Raw genomic sequence first — 25,741 nt, 5'->3', positions numbered from 1 at the left:
TCAGTAGCCCGTCGGCTTCCTGGCGGTGTAACCAGACTCGAGCTCGGCGGTCTCCTCGTCGGTGAGCTCGATCTCGAGCGCGGCCACGGCGTCGGCGAGGTGGTGCGGCTTGGTCGCGCCGATCAGCGGCGCGGTCACAAGGGGGTTGCGCAGCAGCCATGCCAGCGCGACCTGCGCCATCGGCACCCCGCGCGTGTCGGCCACGCGCTCGACGGCGCGAGCGATCGGCTCGTTCTCCGGCTGGTCGAGCATCATCGCGGAGATCGGGTCCTGGCGGGCCCGGTCGGTGACCTGCCCCCACGGGCGCGTCAGGCGCCCGCGGGCCAGGGGGCTCCAGATCAGGGAGCCGAGTCCCTGGTCCTGGATCAGCGGGAACATCTCCCGCTCTTCCTCGCGCTGCATGAGCGAGTACTGGTGCTGCATCGACACGAACGTCGTCTGGTCGCGCAATTGGGCGGTGTACTGCATCTTCGACAGCTGCCACGCCCACATGGACGAGGCGCCGATGTAGCGGACCTTGCCGGCCTTGACGACGTCGTGCAGCGCCTCCATCGTCTCCTCAACCGGCGTCTCGGGGTCGATGCGGTGGATCTGGTACAGGTCGATGTAGTCGGTGCCGAGCCGGGTGAGGGAGGCGTCGACCTGTTCCATGATCGCCTTGCGTGACAGGCCTGAACCGCCCGGTCCCTCGTGCATGGGGAAGAACACCTTGGTGGCCAGGACGATGTCTTCGCGGCGCGCGTATTTCGTGATCGCACGGCCGACGATCTCCTCGCTCAGGCCGGCGCCGTAGGCGTTGGCGGTGTCCCAGAGCGTGATGCCGAGCTCGACGGCCTGCCGGAAGATCGAGCCGGCCTGTTCTTCGGTCATCGCCCACGGGTTCCACTCGTCCCGGCCGAAGCTCATGCATCCCAGGGCGATGCGCGAGACGCGCAGCCCGGACTGTCCAAACCTCGTGTACTGCATGCTTCCCTCTTTCTTCATGGTGGTGGCGTCCTGCGTCACGCTATTTCCGTCCCGCGGAGGTTAGGGAGGACGCCTCAGTGCCCCGGTAACGGCCGCCCACCGCAGAGTGGCCGGTGGCGGGATCATCGGACGGTCGTGTGGTCAGCGCAGGCCGACCCGCCGCAGCCAAGACAGGACGGCGGCGCCCGCCTGGCGGACCTCTTCGCCACGTACAGCGAGCCCGTCCCCGACGGTGGCGCCGGGGCAGGCTGCCGCGTACTCCTCGGATGTGGTGCCCAGCCCGCTCACGGCGTAGGTGACGACGGGCAGGACGGTCTTTCCGGTGAAATCGAGGCTTTCGGCGAAGGTACGCATGATCATGGGCGGGCGGACGTTCCAGACTCCGCTGCCCAGCAGCACGATGTCGTAGCCGTCAATGGCCGGCGGCGGGCTGACGAGGGCAGGCCGGGCGTCGGCCTCCTGCTCACGCACATTGCGCGTCCTGGTGTCGTCGTAGTCGTCGGAGTACGGGTCGGCGGCCTCGATGCGGTGGACGTCGCAGGCGATACGCTCGCTGATCATGCCCGCCAGCACTTCGGTGTTGCCGACCTTCAGGTACTTGCGGCCCCCGTAGTGGTAGTTCTCCCCGGCGCGCGAGAAGTAGGCCAGCAGGACACGTGATCCGGTTCCGGTCGGCGTGGCGGGCGTCGCCGGAGTCGGGGCTGCGTCGTGGGCGCTGTTCGTGGTCTGGGTGCTGCAGCCCATCAACCAGGTACTTCCCATGACCGCCAGAGCGGTCGCGCCGGTTGTGCGCAGGAACCCACGTCGAGGTAGAGGGCCGGTCACCGCGGGCCGGCCAGAGTGTGGCGTGGATCGGTCATGCTCACGCAAGCGCCTCCTAAACGGCGGTGTCGGTGGTGGAGTTGGCGGGCACGCAGAGCGGGGTCCGCCTGGCCGGGACGATGACGATCACGACGGTGAGGAACGCCGTCGTGAGCAGGATGGAGGAGCCGGTGAGCGTGGCGCTCACGTGCGCGGCGTCGAGAGCCCCGGTGTGCGCTGAGGCGGCGACGAGAAACATGCTGCCCCCGCTTCGTGGGTCGGAGGCTCTCAGTCAACGATGATCCCGGCGGGCCAGGGAGTGACCCTTGTTCGGGGTACTGGCGTTACCTCCTTAACGCCTGACACGTTGCTTACCCTGGGGTTATGGGCCAGATCGACCACCGCGCCGAAGTCCGCGAGTTCCTCAGCTCGCGGCGGGCGCGCATCACTCCCCAGCAGGCAGGACTACCCGCCTACGGCGGCAACCGCCGTGTCAAGGGACTGCGGCGGGAGGAGGTCGCGATGCTCGCCGGTGTCTCCATCGACTACTACGTCCGTATGGAGCGGGGGAACCTGTCCGGCGCCTCCGACAGCGTGCTGGACGCCCTGGCCCGCGCCCTGCAGCTGGACGAGGCCGAGCGCGACCACCTGTTCGCTCTGGCCCGAGCCGCCGGCCCGGGCCCCCGCCGCCATCGCACGCCGGCAACCAGTGTGCAGCCGGCGATCCAGCAGGTGCTGGATGCCATCACCGACGCACCGGCCTGGGTGCGCAACGGCCGCCACGACATCCTCGCCATGAACCGCCTCGCCCGCGCCCTGTACGCCCCCGTCCTGGCCGACCCGCGCCGCCCGGCCAACACCACCCGGTTCATTTACCTCGACCCGGCCGCGCGCGAGTTCTTCGTCGACTGGGACCGGGTCGCAGGCGACGCCGCCGCCATGCTCCGCCTGGAGGCGGGCCGCCACCCGCACGACCGAAGGCTGATCGAGCTGGTCGGTGAGCTCTCGACACGAAGCGAGGTCTTCCGGCAGCGCTGGGCCTCTCACGACGTGCAGTTCCACCGCAGCGGTCGGAAACGGCTGCGCCACCCGGTTGTCGGCCGGCTCGACCTGAACTTCGAATCGATGGAGCTGCCCTCGGAGCCCGGCCTGACCCTCAACGTCTACACCGCCGGCCCCGGCACCCCCCGCCGCCGACGCACTCAAGATGCTCGCCAGCTGGGCCGCCACCCAAGACCGCGCCGAGGCGCAGCAGACGGCCCCGGACCAGAGCTGACCCGCGCTACCAACACCGCCCTGGCCGAGGCCCGCTCCACCGACATCCTGACTCCGCCTCCAAAAGAACGTCCTAGAAGGACGTCCCAACGGAGGCGCCTACAGCGTGCCCATACCCCTGCTGCCACCGGGGTACGGAGCCGCGCAGCGGGCCGGAAAACCCTCTGGGGGGTACTGCCGTTACCTGGAACAGCAGACCCTGCCGCGCGTCCGGGCCTGCCGGTTGGATGGGGATGACCAGGGAAAAGCCGGCTCAGCCACCGACTCGGTGGCCGGTTTGTGAGGTGGTCATGGCACCTTCCCTGGGCAGACCTCAAGGCCCTGCGACAGCAGCGCGAGACCAGGCGCACCGATCAGCTGGCCGCAGGCAGGTCCGACGAATACGAGACGAAAACCCTGGCCACACCCGGAGGAGCACACATGGCCATCAGCGACGTCGCGCGGCGTAATCACCAGGAGCTGTTCCCCGGCCACATCTCGATGCTCGCGCGTACCGACCCCGAACTCATCGAGATCTTCGACAACTTCGCCTTCGACGAAGTCCTGCGCCATGGGAACCTCCACACCCGGACCAGGCTCATGGTCCAGCTCGCCTCCATGATCGCCTGCCAGGCGGTGAGCGAGTACCGGGTCATGCTGGGCGCGGCGCTGACGGCAGGCGTCACCCCGGTCGAGGCGAAGGAGATCGTCTATCAGACGGTGCCGTACGTGGGCATGGCGAAGGTCTTCGACTTCCTGCACGCCACCAACGACGTACTGACGGAGCGGGGCGTCGAGCTGCCCTTGCCCGGCCAGTCCACCACCGCCCCCGAGACTCGCTTGGAGCAGGGCCTGGCGGTGCAGAAGCAGATCGTCGGCGCCGAGAGGGTGGAAGGGCTCCACGCCTCCGCGCCGCAGGACGAGCAGCACATCCAGCGCTACCTGTCGGCCAACTGCTTCGGCGACCACCTCACCCGCACCGGCCTGGACGTGCCGACGCGCGAGCTGCTGACCTTCGCCATGCTGGTCTCGCTCGGCGGCTGCGAGGCCCAGGTCAAGGGACACGTCGCCGCCAACCTCAACGTCGGCAACGACCGCGCCCGCCTGATCGGGGTACTGACCCAGCTCATCCCCTTCATCGGCTACCCACGCACGCTCAACGGCCTGCGCGTGCTCGACGAAGTGACCCTGTGATGACGCACACCTGGCTGATCAGCGGCATCGCCAACCCCGCCGCCCGCGCCACCACCATCGAACTCACCCCCGAAAGGTCATCATGAAGCACATCAAGCTGGGCGATCTGGACGTCTCCCGCATCGGGCTGGGCTGCATGGGCATGTCCCACGGCTTCACCGGCGCCGGCAGCGACGACGCCGAGTCCATCCGCACCATCCACCGCGCACTCGACCTGGGCGTCACCTTCCTGGACACAGCGGAGATCTACGGTCCGTACGTCAACGAGGAACTCCTCGGCAAGGCGCTCAAGGGCCGCCGCGACCAGGCGGTGCTCGCCACCAAATACGGCCTGGTCTCCCACGCCGGCGACGGGCCGTGGAACCTCGACAGCAGCCCGGCCAACATCCGCACTGCGGTGGAGGGCTCGCTCAAGCGCCTGGGCACCGACCACATCGACCTGTACTACCAGCACCGCGTCGACCCGCAGGTGCCGATCGAGGACACCATCGGCGCGGTGGCCGAACTCGTGCAGCAGGGCAAGGTCCGCCACATCGGCCTGTCGGAGGCGTGGCTGGACACCATCCGCCGCGCCCACGCCGTCCACCCGATCACCGCGCTGCAGTCGGAGTACTCGCTGTGGACCCGCGACCAGGAGCAGGTGCTGCCGCTGCTGCGCGAGCTGGGCATCGGCCTCGTCGCCTACTCCCCGCTCGGCAAGGGTTTTCTGACCGGGAAGATCCGCTCGGAGAGCGACTTCGGCCCCGACGACTTCCGAGCCACCAACCCCCGCTTCACCGGCGAGAACTTCCAGCGTAACCTCGCCCTCGCCGACGAGGTGCAGGCCATCGCCGCCGGGGCCGGCGCCACGCCCGCACAGGTCGCGATCGCCTGGCTGCTCAGCAAGGGCGACGACATCGCTCCCATCCCGGGCACCAAGCGGGTCTCGCGCCTGGAGGAGAACGCCGCCGCCGACGGCCTCGTCCTGACCGCTGAGCAGCTCGCCAAGCTCGACAGCCTGCCCCCGGCCGCCGGCGGGCACCACAACGAAGCGCAGATGGAGATGATCGAACGCTGACCGGCCATCCCCGCTGCCCTACCAGAGAAAGGGACCTCCCATGAGGACGGTCACGCTCAACAACGGCGTCGAGATGCCAGTCATCGGCTTCGGCGTCTTCCAAGTCCAAGGCGGCGACTGCGAACGCGCTGTGCGCAAAGCACTCGAAGTGGGCTATCGCTCCATCGACACCGCCCAGGCGTACTTCAACGAGGAAGAGGTGGGCCGAGCGCTCGCGTCCAGTAGTGTCCCTCGAGAAGAGATTCGTCGGCGGCAACCTCGCCCGTCACCTGGCCGCCCAAGGCCACACGATCGCCGGCCTCGCCCGCACCGAAGCTGCCGCCACCGCCCTCGAAACCCGAGGCATCGCTCCCGTCGCCGCCGACCCGGATACGCGCCGCCCCGCCGCCATCGAGGCGGCCCTGCGCGCGGATGCGGTTATCTACGCCGCCCAGGCCGACCCGGACCAGGAGAGTGCAACCGCTCGGGAACTGGCCGGCGCGTTGGCCGGAACAGGCAAGACGCTCATCTTCCTGTCCGGCAGCGGCGTCCTGATGCAGCGCACCGCAGGCTGGAGCCCGGACGTCTTCGCCGAGCACGACGCTTTCACGCCGGAGCCGCTGGCCGAGTTCCGCAAGGCCGCCGAGGACACCGCCCTGGCCGCCGCCGGTGACGGAGTGCGTTCCATGGTCATCCGCCCCGGTCTGAACTGGGGCCCCGGCGACCACGGCCACCCGGCCCGCATCGCACCACCGGCATCGGCCAGCACTTCCAGCACATCCTGGTAGGCACGAGGCAACACCAAAACCTTCATGCCCGGCCGCCACCGGGGCACCGTGATCACCCCGATCGGTGACCCAGCCGAACCCGAGGCCACCTCGTCCGCACCACCGAACTGCTCACGACCGCCGGCCTCGCCGAACTCGTCCGCAACCGGCTATGGCTCCACCGGATCGGCAGACTCACCCAGGATCTCCTCCACGGTCTCCCGGGTGATCACCAACCGCGACAACATCTCCTCCGCGGCCGCCAGCTCCTGACGTAACCGCGCGACCCGCTCCCGAGCAGCCGCTTCCCGCCGCGCCAACTCCTCCTGCAACGAGCCCATCGCGATCGCCTCCACCACGCACGGTAAGACGACCCGCCCACCACGACCAGACCCTCAACATCCCAGGCCAGTCGCTCCCTGCAAAAGAGCTAAACCCACCGCACTTGGGCAGTGCCGCCGTCGATCCCAGGCCACCCGCCCGGACGGTGCTCAGATCCCTACGGACGGCCGATCGCCTTGCGGAGATCGTTCACCAAAGCGGCGTTGAAGTGCGGATTCGGGCCGTGAGGTGATACCTCGAGTATGCGACCCTGCGAGGCGCGCTCGAAGATCGATGTGAAGTGACCTTCGAAGAACCCCTGGCTCTGGGCGTCGATGACCTCGAATGCCGCTGAAGCAGAACCAAGCGCCGTGGCGAAGTAGAAGCCTACGATCACCTGGTCGTTGTCGCGGTGATAGGCGAAGTGCGGAACCTCGTCGTACACCCTGATGTGCAACTGAGCCCTCGGCGGTGCTGGCTTGCTCTGCAGCAAGTGGAACAGGCGCTCACAGACATCCAGCGACACCCCGATGTCCGAGAGCATCTGGCGATCCTGCTGACCTTCCTCCTTTGCCAGTCGGGGGATCAGGTCGGAGCGCGGGTCGAGAAACAGAATGCGGATCACTGACCCCTCCTGCAGCTTGCGGAGAAGCACTTCCTCCACGGAGGGGAGCCTGCGCTGCTTGAAGTCGGCGTCGATGCGGTGCAGGACCGAACGCCCAGCGAAGAAGAGCTGCCCCGGCTCGGTGGAGATGGCCCACTGGTAGTAGCCGTCGTAACCCCGCCTGACGGGCGACTTCAGTTGGATACCAATGGGCTGCTGGAGCTGGGCCTGCAGCAGATTGGCGATGTCTTTGGCGGTGTCGGCGCTCTCCGAGCGCACGAGAGCGATCTCACGGAAGGCCGCCACGGTGCCGGCGACAATGAAGGCGCCGCCCAGACCGCTGACCAGGGTCAGAAACCCCTTGGGCGCTTCCCCGGCCAGAAGCAGGAGAACCATGCCGGTGGGGATGAGTAAAAGTGCGAACAGCAGGCGTAGCAGGCCGTTGCGCGTCATGGGTGTCCTCCTGCGGCACAGGGCATCGTGCTCGGTATACGAGTGACGAGCCTTTGTCACTGAGAGTTTCGTTGGGATTACAACTGTTACTTGGAGGCAAGTTCTGCTGGGCGGGGCGGACGCCGCCCGCTGGCCAGCGCACCGATGTGGGCACGAGCGCGACAGAGCGGGCAATCACTCCGAACACCGACTCCCGCGCTCCGAACGGTGATCCGTCCGGGGGCATCATTACTGAATGAAGTGCGGCGGTCAGGGGCAGGGTCGAACTGCCGACCTTCGCTTTTCAGATGTAGCGATCCGCCTGCTGGCGGGCGGCGACCAGGAGGTAGGGGATGCTCGTGGCGCCTTCCGCGTGGGACTGGAGCGGTTGTGGACGGCGGCCTGGTGCCTGCACGCCAGAGATGACCCGGCCGCCGAAAACTGGGGCGCGGCGCACGCGCTGGCCGTGCTGGCCGGCCACGCCGATCACGTCGCCGCCACGCTGGATGCAGGCCGCCGCGGCGTGCGAGCCAATAAAGGCTTTTGCAATTACGCCTATTTCGGACAGTTGCCAGCCGCGCGGCCTTCGCTGCGAAGTAAGCGATCACGGGTTCGCCGCATGGGACCGCTGGCCACTCCAATGACGACTCCCGCACACGTCACACCGCCTCACCATAGGCCATTCCGGTGCGCCCGCTAGGCATCCCATTAGGTGTTCGGATAACCATGCAAATACCCCTACGAACTAACTAGGGGGGTGCAATCAGAGGGAACTCGAGGCCCAATGAGGGGCCTAACTCCCGTAGCACACCCCGACTCATGGAGGCGTAGCGCCACCACAGAAGCGCCAACCAAGGGGCCAAATAGTTCGAAAGTCCACATAATCAACAAATATTTATGTTTCAAAACAAGTCAATATCTTAGCGGCAATTTCAAACCCCACGGCTCTCCATTTTATTTCGCATTCGCGATCTCATGGCTGTCAAATATAATCAGACAGACTAATTGATTTGATCTCCATTTTGAGATTAAATAGAAGTGGTCAAAAGGTGAGGTGCCCACGACAGGCCGGGCGCGAAACGATCGGAGAGCGGTCATGCAGAGCAGCGCAATCGGAAAGTGCGTTCCAAAGAACATTCCCGGCGGGAGCCTCGCACCAGAGGACATGGCGCGCGTCACGCCGGAAGACTGGGCGGAAATCCGCAAGCTGGCACGGGGCTACTGTCGTACGGTCGACGCCACGCGGTCCCGCAAGCGTATGGACGGAAGCGCCACAATCGTCAAGGGCGGCCACGCTCCCTACGGCACGGATGACGTCTCCGACGACGTCAATCAGGACGCCGTTCTGCTGTTCGCGCAACGGCTCCGCGACGTACTCGCCAAGTGCCGGAGGGCGCCCGAGAGCGGCACGACCACCGAGACTCAGTCGTGGATTTACGTACGCCGCGACGGTACGGAAATGACCATCACCCGGACCACGCTCCAACGTTGGGCTGTCCGGGACGCTGCCGCCCGCAACGGCTATCGCGTGGACGTACCTCCAACGGAGGTAGACGCGACCCCGGGCGCTCAGCTCATGCGCGGGCTACCGCACGCCGAGAATGTGACGCGTGCCGCGGTCGCGTTCTCCACGGCCCAGCACAGTGCAGCGATCTTCCGGCAGGCATTCGGGGACGGGCAAGAGTTCCCTGTACTGCGGAAGATCATCGCCCAGGCAGAGCAGGCGGAGGACCTCGGCCGAGCGGGCATCCTGGCCGCTGTCGCCCAGGAGCGGGAGGGTGGGGCTTACGGCTCTCGCCGTGCCGTTATCCGCGTCCGAGACGCCGCACGCGCGGAGCTCAGCGAGCTCTCAGAGCGGCTTGACGATGCGCGAGACGCCATGGTCTACACGGGGAGCCGGCCAGCCGTGGAGGACTGACGCAGCAGTGTAGAAGGGCTCCGGAGTTTCTACTCCGGAGCCTTTTCATTTGCCAAATTAACGTCCCGAGAGCGGACGCTTGAGGCGCTCTCCGCACCGTATTTAAGTGAAGGTCGAGCTCAACCCTTACAGAAAGGAGTTTCCCGCCTACTTCGACGAGCAAAAATGTTGCTGGAGTACGGACGGTTGAGCCGATGCTGTCAACGTATTTAAGTGAGCCTCTGAGAGACATCGATCGCAACGGCTGCTCGTGGATTGATCGATGTAAGCCGCCGACTGGGGATCAGAAACCCACATGCTTCGCGTTGACGATTTCTAGCGCGCGGATAGTTCTCACCTGGACACAAGTTGGGATATCCGACAGACGGACAGGTATTTCGCGCGTAATCGCCGATAAGCGCATCCAGAAGACGGGCGTCCGTGCCCTCCAATCCGAGGGTCGGTTATTCGCTCACGCCTGACCGATGACCCCCGTTTTCGTTGCGCTTTTGTCTTCTCTCAGTTGATCTACGTTCCGGACGGTAAGGCAGGCCCGTCCGGACAGTTCCGCATGCGCCGTGAGGAGGTCCGTACATGGAACTTATCCCTGCTGAGGAATTGTTCGTGGTGGTGCTGTGCCCGCGGCTCGCGCCGATGGCGCACGGGTCGGGGTGTTCGTTCCGGCACCTGTTTCTGCCGCCGAGACCTGACCAGGAGGGGGATTGGAGTGGCACCGTTACCGACCTCGATCAGATTCGCGTGCGTTTCCCCGGCGTGCTGTTTCACACGTGCCTGCGAGACGCGCTGCAGTACGGCATCCGTCAGGCCAACGCCATCGCGGCAGGCCTGGAACCGCCGCCCTCACCTTCGCCACCTGTCCCTCCAAGCGAGGGCGAGCGTCGATCGCGAGGAGGCCACCCCTATGGCCGTGCTTGACGGCATCACTCTGCCCGCACGCTGGCAGATCACTTCTCGCCTGCTGGCCGGATGGTCGATCGACGCCGGCCACCTGCTCGAACTGTGGCCGCACAGCCGCGCCAACGATGGGCGGATCCGGTGGCTATATCGGCTCTCGCGCCGCAACACGACGATCTTCACCGCCACCGACATCAGCTCACCCGTCGGCGTCGTGCTGTCCACTCGCGCACTGATCAACTCCGCCACCACCGTACTCAGCTTTCTGACGCTGTGCCCAGGAGACACCGCCGCCGACTACTTCGACGCCTACACGCCTGAGCAGCTCGCCTGGCGTGACTGCTACGCAGAGGAACTGTCGCTGTACGCGATGGAGGATCTGTGTGGTTACTGCGGTGCCGATCACCCCTCCCCCAGCTGCGGGATCAGGTGAGCCCCATGTCGCCTGCCTCCGGTCGGTCCCGCTTCCCTGGCCTGCGCCTAGCCCAGCACGCCGCTTTCACCACCCGCGGCGGACTGTCCGCGGTGTGCACGCCCCCACTTGAGACCGGTCGGCTTCCGACCGAATGGGTGGAGCGCTACCGGGCCGACGAAACGCGCATCGTGTACGTGGTCCTGTCGTATGCCACCCCGATCGCCTGGGTCTGCGATCACAGCGAGGTCGTCATTCCCGCGTGCTGCTACTCCTTGATCACCACACGCCACCAGCAGCTCTGCCGCACCTGGCTATAGCGCCCCGCTAGCGCCGCCCTCTCGGTTCGCATGCCATAAGCCATCGATCCACCACGCCGCCGTGTCAGCGCGCCGTACAGCCCCAGTACCCGGGCTGTGCGGCGCGCTTTGCCTTTCCCACCCGCTGTCTCCGATCCCTGGAGGTGTCCTGTCGTGACCGTAACCGTGCGCCTGTCGCACCCCGTCGACTACCTCGCCATCGTCCCCTACCTCCTCGGCTACCACCCGACGCTCAGCCTGGTCATCCTCGCCTTCCACGACCAGGCACTGGTCAATGCCATGCGCCACGACCTCCCCTACGGTCCGGACGAGACCCGCGACGTCATCGCGACCAGCCTGAACATCCTGTCCCGCCACCAAGCCGACGAAATCGCCGTGATCGGCTACGGCCCGCCCGACCAGACCGCCCCTCTGCTGAACAGCCTGCAAGAGGTGCTCTCCCCCACCGGCGTCCAGATCAGGCAACTGCTGAGCTGCACGCAAGAGCGCTACTGGTCCCATCTGGACATGGGACCCGAGGACGGCACCCCGTACGACCTCACCACCAGCACTGCCGCTGCCGGCGCCGTCATGGCAGGCCTGTCCGCGTTGCCGGATCGCGCCGCCTTCGGCGCCACCTTGGCCCCGATGGACGGACCGGACCGCGAGGCCGTCCAACAGGCCACCCGCACCGCCCGGGAGCGTGCTGCCGCTCTGCTGCCCACCGCCACGCCCCGGTACTGGTACAACGAAGGCCTCCGGCAAGTGCACGAAGCGTTCGCGCACAGCGTCGCCGATCAGCCGATCACCCCCGAGCAGGTGGCCTGGCTGGGCGTGCTGCTCACCTCCAAGGTGATCCGCGACGCCGCGATGACGTTGCTGGGCATCTACACCGAACCGGCCCACATCAAACTGTGGGGCGAGATCACCCGCCGGGCCGAACCGGGTTACGTCGCCGCTCCGGCCACGCTGCTCGCCTTCGCCGCCTACAGCAGCGGCGCGGGTACCTTGGCCCGTGTCGCCCTCGACCGCGCCCTGTCCGATGACCCCCGCTACAGCATGGCCGCCCTGCTGGAGTGCGGGCTCAACCATGGCGCTCCCCCGTCACTGATCCACAAAATGAACGTCGCCGACATGGGCGAGGAGATCGAGGCTCAGATCGAGCGCTACCCGCATTCGGTGCTGCCGCTCCTGCCGGAGCCGATTGAGGACGGCGAGCGACGATGACCTTCGCCGCCGTCTCCTCTGCCGTCGTGATCGGCTTGTCCGGGCATCCCGTTCGCGTCGAAGTTCGCCTGTCCCCCAGCCTCCGCGGCTTGCATCTGACCGGCCTGCCGGACACCACGACGGCGGGGGTCCGAGACCGGGTCCGCGCCGCGATCCTCAACAGTGGCTATGACTGGCCGCAGGAGGAGGTCACGGTTACCGTGCTCCCCTCCGGCATGCCCGTGTACGGCTCCACTCTGGATGTCGCGATCGCGGTGGCCATCCTGGCTGCCCACGGCGCGATCCCCCTCGAACGGCTGACGCACACCGCGTTCCTCGGGGAACTCGGCCTGGACGGTTCCATTCGGCAGGTCCGTGGCCTGTCCTGTGCCGTCCGGTCACTGATCACCTCCGGTATCCGGAGAGTCGCCATCCCGCTCGGCAACGTCGGTCAGGACATCCGTTGTGCTGTCATCGGGGCCACGTCGTTGACCGAGTTGGTCGAGCAGCTCAACAGTGACGCACCCGCTACCGTGCCGACCGCGTTGGACCCGGCGCAGGGGGCGCCGCTCGACCTGACTGACCTGCCGGGCAACCACGCCGCGCGTCATGCTCTGGAGGTGTGCGCGGCCGGCGGGCATCATCTCCTCCTGATCGGGGACGGACCCGCCACGATGCTGACCGAACGCCTGCCCGGCATCCTGCCCGCGCTCGATGACGCCAGCCTCGCTGAGGTCACCAAGATCTACGCTCAGACCGAAACCCCATGGCGGGGCCGACGTCCTCCGTTGTGCGAGCCCCACTACACCAACACCGCCGCCGCGATCTTCGGCCGCCATACTGCCGGGCAGTTCCGTCCTGGCGCCGTGTCGCTCGCGCACGCTGGGGTGCTGTTTCTGGACCAGGCGCCGGAATACGCCCGCAGCGTGTTGGACGGTCTCCGCATGCCGCTCGAGACCGGCGAGATCGTCCTGGCCAGCTGGCAGGGCACGTTTATCTTGCCTGCTCGTTTCCAACTGCTGCTGGCGACTTCGCCCTGTCCCTGTAGCGGCGGCAACGCATGTCAATGCCGTCCGGTGGAGCGACGCCGTTACCTCCAACGCCTCTCCAGCCTGCGCGATGGGATCGAGGTCACCGCGCCCATCGATCCCATCGACCGCAATGCCGGGCCCGGCGAGCCGAGCAGCGCAGTCACCGATCGGGTGGCCGCCGCCCGCGCCCGCACCGCCCACCGGTTGGCAGGCACGCCCTGGCGGGCCAACGCCCAGATTCCAGCCTCAGAACTGCGTACCCGTTACCGCCTCGACCCCGACGCCCTCGACCCGCTCAAAAGCCGGCTACGCGCGGGTGCACTGACCCCTTGCACCCTGACGCGGATGCTGCGCCTGGCCTGGACCCTGGCCGACCTGCGCGCCGCCCACCGCCCCACCCGCGACGACACCCAGCACGCCCTCCGCCTCTGGCAGGGCAAACCCGCCTAACCACGCCCAGCGCGCCCCGGGCCGCGTGCCCGGGGCGCCTTCGGCATGCCCGAAACACGATCGGAGGATCTTCATGTCCCGCGAGAGCCTGACCTGGCTGAACCAGAACACACTGATCGGCTTCACCACCAAACGCGGTAGCGCCTGGCACTACCGCGCCAGCCACCAGGGCGACGAGCCCAACCACTACCCCGGACCCATCCCCGTCGCCGACGTCAAACGCCGCCTATTTCACTGGCAGCCCGTTGAGGGCACTGTAGAGACCAGCTACCTGACCGGCGACGGTGTCACGCGACTGACCGACCCCACCCGCAAGACGATCATCCGCCCCGACACCGGACACATCCTGGGCATCTTCAAACAGGGCTTCCAGATCCACGAATACAACCGCTGGCTCGTCGATCACATCGAAACGATCCTGGACGCCGATCTGGCCATCGGCTCGGCCGGCCTGCTGCGCGGTGGGGCCCTGGCTTGGGTTCAGGTCGAACTGCCCGACACCTGCACCACCCCCGAGGGCGTCGCCTTCCGCCCGTTCCTGTCCGCGGCCACCTCCCTGGACGGCTCGCTGTCCTCCACTTACCAGACCGGCGCTCAACTGATCGTCTGTGACAACACCCTGTCCGCGGCTCTGGCCTCGAACAACGCCAAACGCGTGAAGATCCGGCACTCCCGGAAGAGCCTGGACCGCATCGTCGACGTCCGCGACGCCCTCGGGATCATCCACCAGGCCGCCGACAACTTCGCCGCGGAAGTACAGCAGCTCTGCCGGGTCGAAGTGTCCAACGCCCACTGGCGCGCCTTCCTGGACCAGCACGTCCCGCTCCCGCAAGAGCGTGGGAGAGGCCGCACACTGGCCGAAACCAAGCGCCTCGCCCTGTCCCGTCTGTGGACGCAGGACGAACGCGTCGCGCCCTGGAGCGGCACCGCGTTCGGCGTCCTACAGGCCGTCAACACCTACACCCACCACGGCCAGATCGTCCGCGGAGCCGTACGCGCCGAACGCAACATGCACCGTATGGTTACCGGCGACGTCGACGAGCTTGACCTGACCACCGTGAAAACCTTGGAGAAGGTGCTCAACCGCTCCGTCCTGAGCACCGTGGCCTGACCTCACCAAAGTGCATGGCGCCGCAACCGGCGCCATGCACTGCATCGCGTCATGACAGGATCTGTGGGGGACTGCGGGGTTCGGAGGACGCGATGAACGACGAGACGGCTGAGTTGCTCTTCGACGTGGTCGGCCGGCTGGAGAAGAGCATCCTCGCACGCGACTGCCCCGCCATCGTCGCGCTCCAGGGCGAACGCCAACTCGTGCTCAGCGACTACGACTACCTCCGCGACCAGCAATCGGCCACGGACTTCGAAAATCGCGCGGCCACCAAAGCTCAAGAGATCGCCGCGACGCGATGGATCTTCGCCGTCCCTCAAGTATGGGTGATCACACCGGACACGGTCTTCAGCCGAGCTGTCTCGAACCATCCTCTGCGCGAAGGAGAGCAGGAAGCAATCACCTGGATGAGCTTCGATCAGAGCGACGGCGTCGACTACGGACGTGTCCCGTACACACGCCGCCCGAACGGAGAGCCAGTGTTCGACGAACCGGAGATGTTCACCGTGGGCGTGCGTCCGGCCGAACATATGCCGGGCTACACGCTCCTTCAGGGATTCTTCCCCCGAAAACTAGATATGTGAACTGACAGGCACCGCCGAAGCCAGATCGCAGCACGCCTAGGGCTGAGCTTGTTCCGCATGTGTCGCAGCGCGACCTTCGCGGGGTGAGGGCGACTTTTCGGGCTTCCTGCCACGTCTCCCCGCAGGCCGCGTTAGCGTGACGCCGCTGCGTCCGCCCTGAAGAGCCGTCTGTCTGGCCCCATGGCGCGATCGTTCCCGAGATGGTATATGAGGGACACGGCTATCGTGCGAGGATCGATGCCAGTCCGATGAGCGGTGTCGCACTGGAGAACACATGGCGCCAGCAGATCTGTTCGAAGCATCAGCATCTGCGATCGGCTACGTGTACCAACTCCGGAAGGCGCTGCATTCATGCGTTGAGAGCCATGGACGAGGGCTTGACTGGTCTATCGCGATTGAGGCTGGGGACGACATAGAAAAGGTCGTCGAAGACGGCAGAATTCTATATCAGCTCAAGCACCGTGCCGACGCCGTTAAGATGACGGACTCCAGTACTGACCTCTGGAAGACCCTGCGCATCTGGGCGCATGCTGTAACGAACCAGCATATCAACCTCGAAGAGACGGATCTCTTCCTCTTGACGACGGCTGACCTGCCGACCGATTCGGCCGGTTTTCTCCTTCAATCTGCCGCTTCTGGAGTCCGCGACGAAATGCGTGCACGCACAGCCCTGGAAGCCGCGATGGCGAAATCCAAGAACAAGGACAACCAAAAGGCCTATGAGGCTTTTGGTAAGCTCTCGGAAGACGAGCGCCGACGCATGCTCGCCCGCATCCAGATCGTTGGAAACTCGCCCGACGTTGATGCCGTGGAAAGCCTTCTACTACAGAATGCGGTCCTCGCTGTCGGACACCAGTATGCGCGCCCCTTCCTGCAACGCCTCGAGGGATGGTTCTTGCAACGCACGATTCGACAGTTGCGCACGGACGAGATGGACGCAGTGACCGGAGCAGAATTCGATCAAGTGTTTACGGATTTGCGCAATCAGTTTCGCCCAGAGAACCTGCCGATCGACGAGGATATTGCACTACTCGAAGCTGATCCATCTGACTATGCGCATATGATTTTCGTCCGTCAGTTGCAATTAATAGACCTAGGTGGCACTCGCATTGGCATCGCGGTTCGCGACTATATGCGTGCCTTCACGCAGCGCTCCCGTTGGTCAGACGATAACCTTCTCCTCCCTGGAGAGATTGGTCAATATGAACGCAGGCTCATTGAAGAGTGGCAGGAACTCTTCGCTGAGATGCAAGACGATGTCGGCCATGAGGCGACAGAAGCTGAGAAAGTAAAGGCAGCAAAAGCAATCTATCGTTGGGCAACTATGGAGGCGCGACGTCGTATTCGTCCAGACTGTGACGAGCCTTTCGTCTCCAAGGGATCGTTTCACATCCTTGCTGATGACCTGCGTGTCGGCTGGCACATCGACTTCCTTGCGCGGCTGATGAACGTCCTGGACCCAGCGGGAGCCCTATCCTGATGATCGACTTTATTGAACTTAGCCGAGAGGAACGTGCGCTTTATAACCCAGCATTCACTGCACTCGTCGTCGGCCGTGCTGTGCAAGGTCATCAGATCCAGTACGAGCAGCCGTGCCCGATCAGCGTCGCCGTGGTCTCTGCTGTCATGGCTTTGCAGCCGACCATACGTCAGACGCTGCCCAAAACGATTGCTAGCGGTCTGATGCGGTGGCTTGAAGAAAACAAAAATATTAAGATCTCCATGACCCAAAACGCCACATCCTTGGCCGCTGTGGTCCGGCCTGGACTTCTTCTGGCCCTGCAGACAGCAGTCCTCCACTGTACCGACGATGGGCACCTTGGCGTGAGACCTGGAACGCTCCCAAGGGCGATCAGTCCAGGCACCGACGAGTTCGTTGCCATCCAGAAAGCGTCGTACATGCTCGGACGCTGGCTTCCCAGCATCGGCAGTCTGAGTACCGTCATGACATTGCTAGGGGTTCGGCCGTGACCTTCCAGATCAGCGCTATCTCGATATATAACAGAGACGGTCGTATTCGTACCGTGCCCTTCAAGCCTGGCGTGATCAATATCATAACCGGTGACTCGAGACGCGGGAAAAGCGCACTTCTCAATATCGTCGACTACTGCCTGGCTAGTGACGACTACGTCATCAAAGGTGCCGCGCTGCGCAACTTTGTGAGAGTTTTCGCCATCACTCTGGTGAAAGGTCAGCAGCAGCTCTTCGTTGCCCGTCCGGCGCCGACGGGCAAAGCCGCCACAGCGACCACGATGTGCATCGTTTCCCAAGCTGTCGGCGCCGCGCCCCTGTCGCGCACCGAGATAACGTTCTCTACCCCCCTAGATGTTGCGAAGGACGTCCTCTCGGAGTTCGCAGGCATTGACCGGACTGTTCGGATTCCGGCTGTACGCGTGAATAAGCCCATTCCGCCGTCGATACGACATGCACTGTTCTTCTGCTTGCAGAAACAGAATGAAGTGGCGAATCAAGACCTACTGTTCCACTCACAGGGCGAGGAGTTCCGCCCAGCGACTATTCGCGCGATGATTCCGTACTTCCTTGGTGCCATAGATCCCCAACAGATGCTGCTCGAGAGCCGCCTACGCTTGATGCGTCAGGACCTCGCCGCGATGGAGGCTGCACTGGCAGCAGCCCGCAGCCTCTCACCTGCATCCGGCCAGGCTCGTGCCCTTCTGACTGAGGCGGTGGAAGCTGGCCTATTGGAGCCTTTGGCAAGCGGAGAGATAACGGACGAAATAGCTCTTGACCGCCTTCGCCGCGCTCAGAGGAATACCCCTCCTACTAACGTCTCGCCTGATGGAGATGATCCCGTCTCCGTTCTCGTTGAGGAACGACGAGATCTCCGGGCGCGGTACGGACGCACTCGGGCGCGAATCGCAAATCTCAAGCAGGCGATCCGGGAGAGCAACGACTTTCTCGGACAGGCTACGGAACAGCACACCCGCCTCGCGACCTTAGGGATGTTCACGAACCAAAGTGTTCACGAGCAGACGTCACGCTGCCCTATCTGTGACAGCGAGACACCACAGTCGGGACGGGTCGCGGACGCGATCGCGCAAGACCTTGCTCGTCTTCAGGCTGACATCAGCGTCATTCGCGGCAACACTCCCGACGTCAATGAGCAGATCGCTGCTGAAGAGCGCACCTTGCAGGAACTGCGTGCCGCTCTGGCGCGGAACCAAGAGCAGCTAGACACACTCACAGCAGGTCAACGCGCAGTTCGAGATCAATCGGACCCCTTTAGCCGCGCCGCGATGGTCCAAGGTCGCATCAGCCTTTTCCTGGAGACTGCCGCACGCCAAGTCCAGGTCCCTCAGGTCGTCGACCGGCGCGACGAGATCAATGCGCGGATCGCCGAGTTGGAGGAGCAGATCAGCACCGGCGCGCGCGACGACCGACTGAACAGCTTCGTCTCACTGATCAACGCCAAGATCAAAGATAAGGCAGTAGCGCTGGACCTGGAGCACAAGGAATCTCCGATCCGCTTGGACCCACGAGGCCTGACGGTTGTTGCAGACACACCCCGGGGACCGATCCGCCTGTCCGATATGGGCGGCGGTGAGAATTGGCTTGGATATCACGTCGCCACTCTGCTCAGCATGCATGAATGGTTCTCCGAACAGAACGGTCCTGTGCCCCGTCTCCTCATCCTCGATCAGCCATCCCAGGTCTACTTTCCTGAAGACGCGCCAGATGGCGGTGTGCTTGCCGGGCCTGACCGAATCGCCCTGCTTAATCTCTACAAGACGATCCAGCGGACGGTCGACTCGCTTGAAGGGGATCTCCAAGTGATCGTGATGGAACATGCCGACTTGGACGATGAGCCCTTCCGAAGTGCCGTCGAAGCGCGATGGAGGCGCAGCAATGGTCAGGCGCTTGTGCCGCATGACTGGATCACGGAAGAGATTGAGGACGACTGAAAGATGAGGGAAGCCGAAGCCCTTCGTGGAGTGCTGCTCGTGATCTCATACGTCAGTACGTCGCTATCCGCGGTTGACGATCTCGCTGACAGTCGGTGACATAGCAACCCGTCGCGGAGGACGACGCGGACGCGCAGGACGAGACATGGCCGCCATGCCGAAGACGGACCAACTCCTACGGCGGAAGGGCCCGCGCTTGGCGCGAGCCCTTCCGCTGACCTACTCATACCGATTGGTCAAAAGGTGAGAGCGGTCGCCTCTAGCGTACGCCGAGGTCATCCCGGGCGTACGGCTCCGGCGAACTCAGCTTCGCGGCTCGCCGTCCATTGCCCCACCTGAACCTTGCTGCCAGTGGTGGGAGCGTGCACGTAGCGCTTGCCGTCGATGTTCATGACCACGTGGTGGATTGTGGACGGGTCCCTCGGGTTGGTGGCGAAAAAGACCAGGTCTCCCGGCTTGAGTTCAGAGCGCGGTACTCGGACGCCCGAGCGCCATTGCACGGAGGTGTGTCCGCCGATCCTCACGCCGGCCTTGGCCCAGGCGTACTCGGCCAGCCCCGAGCAGTCGAAGCCTTTGGTTCCGGCTCCGTGGTCGATGCCGAAGCTGGGTCCCGTCGGACCGCCGCCGCCCCAGGAGTACGGGACGCCGATCATCTTGAGCGCCGCGGCGAGCGCTACCGCGCCACGATCAGAGGTGCGGATCGCGGCGAGCGTCGGGGGGTCCAGGACTTGACTGATCTTCCGGGACAGTTCCTTGCAGCGTCGGCCGGCAACGGTGCGAACGATCTTCTCAGCCAGTTGGGCAGTGCTGGCGCCCGGCTTGACGTACTTGCGTGCACTACGGAGGGCACCGGCTTGGAGGGCCATCTCTACGTCCGCCACGACGGTGGCTCGGGTGACCCCGAGTGACGTCGCCAGTTCGATGCTGTCGCGTACAGCCTTCGTGTCCGCGGGAGACAGCTCCAGCGTGGCACGGGTCTTCCGGTCGGTGGGGGACCCTGTCAGCCCGGTGACGAGGCGTTCTGCTCGGGCTTCATGCTTGGCGTAGGCGTTCGGGAAAGCTGATCGTTGGATCGCCTGGGCCACGGCGGTGAGGGGCTTGGCCGGCCAGTTCTTGATCTTGGCCAGGCGGTCGAAGAAGGTCCGTGTGGCGTGGCGAGGGGTGGAGACCTGAGCTCGAGTGCCCCAGCCGTGCTCCAGGTGCTGCTGGAAGATCCCGAAGGCACGGCCGTGATCGCCCACAGTGCTGTTGTCGAGGGAGGACTCCTGGAGGGCGGTGGCGATGCCTATGACGGCGGCGCGGCGCGGTAGCCCGAGTTCGTTGGCGGTCTTGACGATGATGCGGGCGTTGGCTGCCTGGTGCGGTGTCAGGTCGAGCCGCTTGGAGGTGGCGCTGGTCTTGCGAGTTGGGGATTTGCCGGTGTAGGCGCAGACAGCTGAGGCGAGTTGTGCGGGGTCGGCTTGGGTGGCTGCGTACTGGCCTCCGCCGGTCATTCCGGCAATGATGGCGGCGCCGGAGACCAGCCCGCCTCCTGCGGCGATGGCTTTGGCAAGCCCGGCTTCGAGGATCATTCGGCTGCCTCCTCGGACGGCTCGAGAGACGCCTGGGCTCCGATCCCCGGCCAGCGTTCGGCGAGCTCCGCCAGCCTGCAGCGCGGACCGTCCACGTCGGTGGGCAACCAGCGAGCGCCCGCGGGCCCGTCGTCCACCGAGCCGTCGACCGTGGCGGCATGGCCCGTGGCAACGGGGACGAACATGTTGCCGGGGTGGTGCTTGAGCTTCTTGCGGAGATTGGCTTCCCGGCGCTCGCCCTGGACCCAGAAGAGGACGGGGGTGACGATCCGGCTGGACTCGGTGAGCTTGGCGTAGCCGTCCAGCTTGTGGGCCACGCGGTCCAGTGGTTCGGTGCCGGTGTCGTATTCGAGGAAGAACTCGATGTTGTGGGGTCCTTCGGTCCAGCGGCCGTAGGAGTCCGGCCGCGCCATGGATCCCCATTCGGCTGCGCAGCGGCGTTCTGGCCACCAGGTGTTCAGCTTGGTGTCGGCGTGGCGGCGGGCGAAGCCGTACAGGCCGGCGGCGATGCCGTTGGTGCCGACAGTGTGGGCGAGCCTCTGGCTGTAGACGATGCTGAGGACTCGGTCGCGGCGGTAGCCGAAGTCGGACAGTTCGACGCCGTCCTCGGAGGCTAGTACCGCGGCCGCGGTTTCGCCGATGACGTAGTGGTAGGGCGCTGTGCCCATGGCCGGCGGGAGGTTGGGGCGGAAGCGTTCCAGGATGCCCATGCGGGTCAGCGCCAGCAACCGGCGGCGGGCGGCGTCGTCGGTGTCGAAGAACATCTCACTGACCTGGGGCGAGGTCAGGACCCGGAAGTCGTGGAGCAGGCGGATCAGGGTGCGGTCGCGCTGGGTGAGGCGGATTGCCAGCTCACCGAGCATGCGTGGGGTGTAGCGGATTGTGGACAGGGTGGTTCTCCTTTCAGAAGGTGCGCCGGGCGTCCGGCTTGGGAGTGGCGGTGGCTGCTGTACAGCCGTGTGCCTGTGCCGCTGCGGCGCGGATGCGCTTGGCGACGTCGTGGGAGGGTTCGGGGAGGGGTCTGGTGCGCAGGGTGAACGGCGGCACTTCGGCCGATTGGGCGACCAGGCGGGCGGCGGCTTGGAAGGCGTCGAGGTTGGCCAGGTCGTGGGCCTTCAGGTAAGGCGTGAAGTGGTGCTCCACCTCGCCGGCGTCCTGGGGCGAGAGGGAAAAGTAGATCTTGTTACGGGCGTCGGATGAGATGGCCTGGCGGAGCTGGCGGGGGAGCTGGGCCAGGTGCTGATGAGCGAGGGTGAGGGATATCCGGTACGCGCGTGCTTCGGCGAGCATGTCGGCCAGCGCGTGCGGCAGCGTGAGGAAGTTGTGGCACTCGTCGACGTAGAGCGCGGCGGGGTTGCGTGGGTGGCCGACCTTGGCGCGATGAGAAGCGGCCTGCCAGACCTGAGCGAGGAGCATCGAGCCGAGCAGACGGGCGGAGTCGTCGCCGAGGACGCCTTTGGGGAGCCGGACAAGCAGGATCCCGCCATCGAGCACTTCTCCCAGGTCGAACGTTGAGCTGGCGGAGCCGAGCACGTCGCGGACGAATGGCCGTAGGAGGAAAGCCCGTAGCTTGTTCATGATGGGAGCAGTGACGTTGGCCTGAGCTGGCTCTGACAGGGCGGAGTACCAGCTCCAGAAGCCGCGCAGGAGAGGGTCGCCGATCGTGGCGGTCTGCTGGCGGCGGAAGGCCGGGTCCGACAGCAGGGTGGGGATGTCGGCGAGGGTGCCGTTGTTGCGGGCGAGGGTGAGGGCGCAACCGCGCAGGATGTCGTCAGTACGAGGTCCCCAGTAGTCGGCGTAGATCTGGTGGAAGATGCCGACCAGGTTGTCGACGCCCATGGCCAGGTCGGGGCCACCCAGGACGTTCAGGGAGGGTCGCGGGTGCCGGTCGTCCGGGTCGATCAGGACGACCTTGTCGGCTTTCTCCTCCGGGATCAGTCCGAGCAGGTCCCGTACGAGGTCTCCCTTGGCCTCGATGACCGCTACGCCGCGGCCTACCTCGATGTCGGAGAGGATCATCTGAGCGAGGAGGGTGGACTTGCCGGTGCCGTTCGGGCCCATCACATGGACGTGGTGGAAGGAGTCGGTGACCCGCAACGCGACGGGGCGGTCGTGGCCGGCGTCGGAGAAGCCGAGCATCTTGGCGTACGCTCCGCCGCGGGCGATCTTCGGGGAGGGCGGGACGGTGTTCGCGCCTGCTCGTTGGAGTCCTGGCACCGAGACGTCGAGGGGGAGGTGGGCGACCGCGGCCAGCTCAGGCACTGACAGGAGGTAGCCGCGCCTCATCCGGCGCGAGGCGAGACGGCTCGCGGGTAGGAACAGCCGTCGGCGTTCCAGCCTGTTGTGTCCGCTGAAGAGGGCGAATGCTGAGGCGAGTGCGTGGGCGCGCCCGTGAATGGCGTTCTTACGGGTGACTTTCGCCGAGGCCGGGTCGGTAGATTTCGGCTCGTCTGCCTGGACGGCGTAGCGGATGGCGACTTCGTAGCGGGAGTGGTGAGCCTTTTCCCTGATGGCTCGGGCTTCGGCTGCCTCCTCCAGGCGGCTGGCCCGGTCGCCGGCAGGCTGAGGCAGGTGGCGCGGTCCTGGGTTGACGAGGTCGAGGAGGGCCCTCAGCAGTCGGGCTGAGACGCCGCCCCAGGCACTGACGAGCCGATGGCCGGTGGCTGGGCGGGCGAGGACCTGCACGCAGGCGTGCTGCCAGCCCGGCATCCCAACCGCTGCGCCGACGAGCGCGCGCAGTGGATCAGTGCTGTGGTCGTACCGGATCGGTAGTCGCTCGGCTCGGGCCAGGACGAGCTGGCCGCCGGTCGCGTACCCATCGGTGGGTACGGGCGGGGCCGTCTTGTGGATGACCGTACGTGAGGAGGGCCAGGCAGCTTCGATCGCGTGCTCGACAAGGTGCTGCGGAATCGAGCCGGGCACCCACAGGCCGATCTTCACGCCCGCCGTGCTGAACGTGTATTCGAAGGCGAGATGCGGCTGGCCGAACAGCAGCCGCTTCCACGAGGGCCGGAGCAAGCCGACGAGGTTGCCCCAGAGCGCTTCGGCGCCTGGCATGTTCGCCACTGGCGGTGCGAGGATCTCGATGCACCGCGCGCCTCGTACGAGGCGGTGATGGCGCAGGTAGACGCCACAGGCGCGTAGCAGGACAGCGACCAGCTCGACGGCGAACAGGCTGGCGACGATTCGCCAGCCATAGGTGGCTAGCCAGCCGAGCGCCTGGTCCAGGACGGCGTCAGGGTCCTTGAGGAGGTCGTAGATCACAGGTCGGCCTCCTCGTCGTCGAGTTCGGCCAGCTCCTGTGGCGACGAGGTGACGAGCTCGTGCTCTCGTGGACTGGAGATCACTTGGAGCGGACAGCGCTGACCACCCGTCCCGGCTGTGAGCAGGCCGGTTCCCCTATCCGCAGACAGGAGGAGCTGCCGTTCGCCATCCGACAGCCGGAACGCCTCGGCGACCTTGTCGATCGCCTGTGGTGCCTGGCGGAGCAGGATCTGGGTCGTGGAGTTGGCGACGATGGCTTGGCCGAGCTCGGAGCCGAGCAGGTCGGCGGCGTCCTGGGTCACGACCGAGAGGCCGGCCCAGTGCTTGCGAGCGGACTTGGCCATGCGGAGCAGGAACTGCGCGCCCTCGGGGATCTTCATCAGCAGCCAGGCCTCGTCGACCACGACCAGCCGCGGGCGCCGGTTGTAGGGGTCGGAGATGCGGCGCCAGATCGCGTCCAACGTCAGCAGGGTGCCGACCGCTTTGAGCTCCTCGGGCAGGTCACGCAGGGAGAAGACGATCAGGTGGGAGTCGGGACGGGTCGTCGTGGGGCCGTCGAAGAGCTGGCGGTGGCTGCCGGAGACGTACGGCGCGAGCCCGGCGGCCAGTTCCTTGGCCTTTGGATCTGGGTCTTCTGTGAGGTTCGCGGCAAGGTCACGCAGGAGCGGTGGCCGGCGACTCCAGGTCTGAGAGGAAGTGGTAATGCCTGCTTGCCGGTAGGCGGCAAGGATTGCCCGGTCCAATGCCGCTTTTCCGGCGTTGCCGAGCGGCTCGCCGAGCATGATCGCGATCAGTGTGTGTAGGAACAGCGCCCGCTGGGTGAGGGGGTCTTCGCCGCGTTGGTTCTTCGGCGGCAGGTCGAACGGGTTGAGGCGAACCTTGGGCGCGCCGAGGTGGACGTACGCGCCGCCCACCGCGTGGGCGAGGCGGGCGTACTCGTCCTCGGGATCGATGACGGCCACCTCGATGCCCGCGTACAGCGAGCGGAGCGCCTCGAGCTTGGTCAGGTAGCTCTTGCCGCTGCCGGAACGGGCCAGGGTGACGGAGTTGTGGTTGTCCTGGGCGAACCGATCCCAGGCGACCAGGGAGGCGCTTGCCGTGTTGGCGCCGTACAGCACGGCTGTAGAGCCGAGCTCTGTGGTGAGGTCGGGGCTGGTGAAGGGGAACGCTGCCGCCAGAGCCGGGGTGTCGAACGTACGGCGCATGGCGAGGTTGTCGTAGGCGAGGGGGAGTGAGGAGACCCAGCCCTGCAGTTGGCGGAAGGTCACTTGGCGGGCGTCCAAAAGCAGGGAGGCGGCCAGTGCGCGCACCTGGGCGCAGGCGTCGTCCAGCTCGTCGGCGGAGGTGGCGTGCACGGTGAGGTAGATCGAGGCGCGGAAGAGCTTGGCCTGGCCGCGGGCGATGCGGGAAGCCAGCTCCTGGGCGTCTTCGGCGGCGGCCTCGGTGCTCGGGTCCAGGAGCCGGCCATGCTCGTGGTCGGAGCGGAGGCCGGACTCCAGCCGGGCCAGCTGCTTGCGGAGGCGATCGGCGGCGACGAGGGATGGGACGGGTTCGACGTGCAGGGAGACGTCGAGTCGGCCTGGGTAGGTGAGCAGCGGCTCCAGCCAGCCGGGGGAGACCTCGCGTGGATAGCCGGTGATCGCCAGCGTCGCGCACAGGCCTTCGCCGATCATCACGTGTCGCGCTTCGATTTCCACAGCCTG

Annotated in this window: 23 protein-coding genes and 1 pseudogene; 15 read left to right on the top strand and 9 right to left on the bottom strand. The window is 65.8% G+C overall.

Going from position 1 to position 25,741, the window contains the following annotated elements; all coding sequences use genetic code 11:
- From ACWEPL_RS13495 to ACWEPL_RS13485, 3 genes are all read right to left on the bottom strand, one after another.
- Entirely contained in the window at positions 1–966 is a 966-nt protein-coding gene (locus ACWEPL_RS13495) for an aldo/keto reductase (protein ID WP_452436245.1), read from the bottom strand.
- 141 nt (positions 967–1,107) lie between these two features.
- The gene (locus ACWEPL_RS13490; RefSeq protein WP_452436244.1) at positions 1,108–1,728 is read right to left on the bottom strand and encodes a flavodoxin; all 621 of its coding nucleotides are present in this window, start codon (positions 1,726–1,728) and stop codon (positions 1,108–1,110) included.
- Positions 1,729–1,843: 115 nt separating this feature from the next.
- Positions 1,844–2,026, bottom strand: a complete 183-nt coding sequence (locus ACWEPL_RS13485; RefSeq protein ID WP_397375461.1) for a hypothetical protein — start codon at positions 2,024–2,026, stop codon at positions 1,844–1,846.
- 125 nt (positions 2,027–2,151) lie between these two features.
- Between ACWEPL_RS13485 and ACWEPL_RS13480 the strand changes: the two genes are divergently transcribed.
- The 5 genes and pseudogenes from ACWEPL_RS13480 (at position 2,152) to ACWEPL_RS13460 (ending at position 6,039) form a co-directional block, all read left to right on the top strand.
- A complete protein-coding gene (locus tag ACWEPL_RS13480) occupies positions 2,152–3,279 on the top strand; it encodes a helix-turn-helix transcriptional regulator (RefSeq protein WP_452436243.1) in 1,128 nt (375 codons plus the stop codon).
- Between the two features lie 183 nt (positions 3,280–3,462).
- Positions 3,463–4,215 carry a carboxymuconolactone decarboxylase family protein gene (locus ACWEPL_RS13475; protein ID WP_452436242.1) on the top strand — a complete coding sequence of 251 codons (753 nt, stop codon included), beginning with the start codon at positions 3,463–3,465 and terminating at the stop codon, positions 4,213–4,215.
- A gap of 82 nt (positions 4,216–4,297) precedes the next feature.
- The gene (locus tag ACWEPL_RS13470) at positions 4,298–5,272 is read left to right on the top strand and encodes an aldo/keto reductase (protein ID WP_452436241.1); all 975 of its coding nucleotides are present in this window, start codon (positions 4,298–4,300) and stop codon (positions 5,270–5,272) included.
- A 40-nt stretch (positions 5,273–5,312) separates the two neighbouring features.
- Positions 5,313–5,456: pseudogene (locus tag ACWEPL_RS13465) on the top strand (aldo/keto reductase); the annotation flags it as partial.
- A gap of 40 nt (positions 5,457–5,496) precedes the next feature.
- Complete coding sequence (locus ACWEPL_RS13460; protein WP_452436240.1) at positions 5,497–6,039, top strand: NAD(P)H-binding protein; 543 nt, start codon at positions 5,497–5,499, stop codon at positions 6,037–6,039.
- A 149-nt stretch (positions 6,040–6,188) separates the two neighbouring features.
- Here the strand turns inward: ACWEPL_RS13460 and ACWEPL_RS13455 are convergent, their stop codons facing one another.
- Entirely contained in the window at positions 6,189–6,377 is a 189-nt protein-coding gene (locus tag ACWEPL_RS13455; RefSeq protein WP_452436239.1) for a hypothetical protein, read from the bottom strand.
- Positions 6,378–6,517: 140 nt separating this feature from the next.
- A complete protein-coding gene (locus ACWEPL_RS13450; protein WP_452436238.1) occupies positions 6,518–7,396 on the bottom strand; it encodes a DUF5919 domain-containing protein in 879 nt (292 codons plus the stop codon).
- Positions 7,397–8,540: 1,144 nt separating this feature from the next.
- Between ACWEPL_RS13450 and ACWEPL_RS13445 the strand changes: the two genes are divergently transcribed.
- The 10 genes from ACWEPL_RS13445 (at position 8,541) to ACWEPL_RS13400 (ending at position 19,203) form a co-directional block, all read left to right on the top strand.
- On the top strand, positions 8,541–9,293 hold the full coding sequence (locus ACWEPL_RS13445) for a hypothetical protein (RefSeq protein WP_452436237.1): 753 nt from the start codon (positions 8,541–8,543) through the stop codon (positions 9,291–9,293).
- Positions 9,294–9,866: 573 nt separating this feature from the next.
- On the top strand, positions 9,867–10,208 hold the full coding sequence (locus tag ACWEPL_RS13440) for a hypothetical protein (protein WP_452436236.1): 342 nt from the start codon (positions 9,867–9,869) through the stop codon (positions 10,206–10,208).
- On the top strand, positions 10,195–10,620 hold the full coding sequence (locus ACWEPL_RS13435) for a hypothetical protein (protein ID WP_452436235.1): 426 nt from the start codon (positions 10,195–10,197) through the stop codon (positions 10,618–10,620). The genes ACWEPL_RS13440 and ACWEPL_RS13435 overlap by 14 nt, the downstream gene beginning before the upstream one ends.
- Positions 10,621–11,072: 452 nt before the next feature.
- The gene (locus tag ACWEPL_RS13430) at positions 11,073–12,125 is read left to right on the top strand and encodes a DUF4192 domain-containing protein (RefSeq protein ID WP_452436234.1); all 1,053 of its coding nucleotides are present in this window, start codon (positions 11,073–11,075) and stop codon (positions 12,123–12,125) included.
- Positions 12,122–13,585, top strand: a complete 1,464-nt coding sequence (locus tag ACWEPL_RS13425; protein WP_452436233.1) for an ATP-binding protein — start codon at positions 12,122–12,124, stop codon at positions 13,583–13,585. Before ACWEPL_RS13430 ends, ACWEPL_RS13425 begins: the two co-directional genes overlap by 4 nt.
- Positions 13,586–13,658: 73 nt before the next feature.
- Positions 13,659–14,696 carry a DUF932 domain-containing protein gene (locus ACWEPL_RS13420; RefSeq protein ID WP_452436232.1) on the top strand — a complete coding sequence of 346 codons (1,038 nt, stop codon included), beginning with the start codon at positions 13,659–13,661 and terminating at the stop codon, positions 14,694–14,696.
- A gap of 92 nt (positions 14,697–14,788) precedes the next feature.
- The gene (locus tag ACWEPL_RS13415) at positions 14,789–15,280 is read left to right on the top strand and encodes a hypothetical protein (RefSeq protein ID WP_452436231.1); all 492 of its coding nucleotides are present in this window, start codon (positions 14,789–14,791) and stop codon (positions 15,278–15,280) included.
- 274 nt (positions 15,281–15,554) lie between these two features.
- Positions 15,555–16,760 carry an ABC-three component system protein gene (locus ACWEPL_RS13410; protein WP_452436230.1) on the top strand — a complete coding sequence of 402 codons (1,206 nt, stop codon included), beginning with the start codon at positions 15,555–15,557 and terminating at the stop codon, positions 16,758–16,760.
- Positions 16,760–17,251 (top strand): three component ABC system middle component, encoded by a 492-nt coding sequence (locus ACWEPL_RS13405; protein WP_452436229.1) that lies wholly within the window; start codon positions 16,760–16,762, stop codon positions 17,249–17,251. The genes ACWEPL_RS13410 and ACWEPL_RS13405 overlap by 1 nt, the downstream gene beginning before the upstream one ends.
- A complete protein-coding gene (locus ACWEPL_RS13400; RefSeq protein WP_452436228.1) occupies positions 17,248–19,203 on the top strand; it encodes a DUF3732 domain-containing protein in 1,956 nt (651 codons plus the stop codon). The genes ACWEPL_RS13405 and ACWEPL_RS13400 overlap by 4 nt, the downstream gene beginning before the upstream one ends.
- A gap of 275 nt (positions 19,204–19,478) precedes the next feature.
- On the opposite strand, the gene ACWEPL_RS13395 is transcribed toward ACWEPL_RS13400, so the two are convergent.
- The 4 genes from ACWEPL_RS13395 to ACWEPL_RS13380 are packed head-to-tail and all read right to left on the bottom strand — an operon-like array spanning position 19,479 to position 25,711.
- Positions 19,479–20,774: a C40 family peptidase gene (locus ACWEPL_RS13395; RefSeq protein ID WP_452436227.1), complete on the bottom strand. Its 1,296-nt coding sequence runs from the start codon at positions 20,772–20,774 to the stop codon at positions 19,479–19,481.
- Positions 20,771–21,637: a replication-relaxation family protein gene (locus ACWEPL_RS13390; protein ID WP_452436226.1), complete on the bottom strand. Its 867-nt coding sequence runs from the start codon at positions 21,635–21,637 to the stop codon at positions 20,771–20,773. The genes ACWEPL_RS13395 and ACWEPL_RS13390 overlap by 4 nt, the downstream gene beginning before the upstream one ends.
- A 40-nt stretch (positions 21,638–21,677) precedes the next feature.
- Entirely contained in the window at positions 21,678–24,038 is a 2,361-nt protein-coding gene (locus ACWEPL_RS13385; protein ID WP_452436225.1) for a type IV secretory system conjugative DNA transfer family protein, read from the bottom strand.
- Positions 24,035–25,711, bottom strand: a complete 1,677-nt coding sequence (locus ACWEPL_RS13380; protein WP_452436333.1) for a VirB4 family type IV secretion system protein — start codon at positions 25,709–25,711, stop codon at positions 24,035–24,037. The genes ACWEPL_RS13385 and ACWEPL_RS13380 overlap by 4 nt, the downstream gene beginning before the upstream one ends.
- Positions 25,712–25,741: the final 30 nt, after the last annotated feature.

It is taken from the genome of Nonomuraea sp. NPDC004186, assembly GCF_053603495.1.
Note: the sequence above shows the minus strand (reverse complement) of the source record. Positions and strands in the feature narration are given on the sequence as shown.